Origin of the sequence: Rhizobium bangladeshense, assembly GCF_001662075.1 — a bacterium.
GTDB classification, from domain to species: Bacteria; Pseudomonadota; Alphaproteobacteria; order Rhizobiales; family Rhizobiaceae; genus Rhizobium; species Rhizobium bangladeshense_B.
Window position 1 is genome coordinate 1 of record NZ_LYPL01000039.1, and the last position, 2500, is coordinate 2500.

Here is a 2500-nt window from a genome sequence, read left to right on the forward strand (position 1 = left end):
GTCAGGACGAACACTAGCGTGTTCGCCTTGTGATGAGCATGGTCAATGAGAACGATCAAGCCGATCGAGCTATTAGTACCGGTAAGCTTCATGCGTTGCCGCACTTCCACACCCGGCCTATCAACGTGGTCGTCTTCCACGGCTCTGATAGGGAACACTCGTTTTCAGGTGGGTTTCCCGCTTAGATGCCTTCAGCGGTTATCCCGTCCATATATAGCTACCCTGCTATGCCCTTGGCAGGACAACAGGTCCACCAGAGATATGTCCATCCCGGTCCTCTCGTACTAGGGACAGATCCTGTCAATATTCCTACACCCACGGCAGATAGGGACCGAACTGTCTCACGACGTTCTGAACCCAGCTCACGTACCGCTTTAATTGGCGAACAGCCAAACCCTTGGGACCTGCTCCAGCCCCAGGATGCGATGAGCCGACATCGAGGTGCCAAACAACCCCGTCGATATGGACTCTTGGGGGTCATCAGCCTGTTATCCCCGGCGTACCTTTTATCCGTTGAGCGATGGCCCTTCCACGCGGGACCACCGGATCACTATGACCGACTTTCGTCTCTGCTCGACTTGTCAGTCTCGCAGTCAGGCGGGCTTATGCCATTGCACTCGACGACCGATTTCCGACCGGTCTGAGCCCACCATCGCGCGCCTCCGTTACTCTTTCGGAGGCGACCGCCCCAGTCAAACTACCCACCATACACTGTCCCGGACCCGGATGACGGGCCGCGGTTAGACATCCATGACGATAAGGGTGGTATTTCAAGGATGGCTCCACGGAAACTGGCGTCCCCGCTTCAAAGCCTACCACCTATCCTACACATGCCGACACGAATGCCAGTGTAAAGCTATAGTAAAGGTGCACGGGGTCTTTCCGTCTGACCGCAGGAACCCCGCATCTTCACGGGGAATTCAATTTCACTGAGTCTATGTTGGAGACAGCGGGGAAGTCGTTACGCCATTCGTGCAGGTCGGAACTTACCCGACAAGGAATTTCGCTACCTTAGGACCGTTATAGTTACGGCCGCCGTTTACTGGGGCTTCGATTCAAAGCTTGCACCTCTCCTCTTAACCTTCCAGCACCGGGCAGGCGTCAGACCCTATACGTCGTCTTGCGACTTCGCAGAGCCCTGTGTTTTTGATAAACAGTCGCTACCCCCTGGTCTGTGCCACCCCAAAATACTTGCGTAAATTGGGGTCACGCTTCTTCCGAAGTTACGCGTGCAATTTGCCGAGTTCCTTCAACATAGTTCTCTCAAGCGCCTTGGTATACTCTACCTGACCACCTGTGTCGGTTTCGGGTACGGTCTATACGGTGGAGCTATTTCCTGGAACCGCTCCGCTGCCCTGATAATCCAATAAACCAGAACAACTTGTGCAATCCGTCACTACCACCAGGCCCACGAATATTAACGTGGTTCCCATCGACTACGCGTGTCCGCCTCGTCTTAGGGGCCGGCTAACCCTGCTCAGATTAACTTTAAGCAGGAACCCTTGGTCTTTCGGCGAGAGGGTCTCTCACCCTCTTTATCGTTACTCATGTCAACATTCGCACTTCCGATACCTCCAGGAGCCCTCACGGGTCTCCCTTCATCAGCTTACGGAACGCTCCGCTACCACGTGTATTGCTACACATCCTCAGCTTCGGTGCATGGCTTCAGCCCCGTTACATTTTCGGCGCAAAGACCCTTATTTAGACCAGTGAGCTGTTACGCTTTCTTTAAATGATGGCTGCTTCTAAGCCAACATCCTGGTTGTTTTGGGATCCTCACATCCTTTCCCACTTAGCCATGACTTGGGGACCTTAGCTGGAGGTTAGGGTTGTTGCCCTTTTCACGACGGACGTTAGCACCCGCCGTGTGTCTGCCGAGTAGTACTCCCCGGTATTCGGAGTTTGGTTAGGATCAGTAAGACGGTGAGTCCCCATAGCCCATCCAGTGCTCTACCCCCGGGGGTATTCGCTCGACGCTCTACCTAAATAGATTTCGCGGAGAACCAGCTATTTCCGAGTTTGATTGGCCTTTCACCCCTAGCCACAAGTCATCCCAATCTATTGCAACAGATGCGGGTTCGGTCCTCCAGTTGGTGTTACCCAACCTTCAACCTGCTCATGGCTAGATCACTCGGTTTCGGGTCTAATGCAACGAACTATGACGCCCTATTCAGACTCGCTTTCGCTTCGCCTACACCTACCGGCTTAAGCTTGCTCGTTACACTAAGTCGTTGACCCATTATACAAAAGGTACGCCGTCAGGGTTGCCCCCTCCGACTGTTTGTAGGCATCCGGTTTCAGGTTCTATTTCACTCCCCTTGTCGGGGTGCTTTTCACCTTTCCCTCACGGTACTTGTTCGCTATCGGTCATGCACGAGTACTTAGGCTTGGAGAGTGGTCTCCCCATGTTCAGACAGGATTTCTCGTGTCCCGCCCTACTCTAGGACAATCGTGATATCTACGCGTACGGGGCTGTCACCCACTACGGCCGCACTTTCCA

1 rRNA gene (cut by a window edge) is annotated in these 2500 nt (G+C 53.8%); it reads right to left on the reverse strand.

The annotated features are described in order from the left end of the window. Positions 1 to 51: 51 nt before the first annotated feature. Positions 52 to 2500 (reverse strand): 23S ribosomal RNA (locus A7X77_RS30875); it runs 492 nt beyond the window's last position.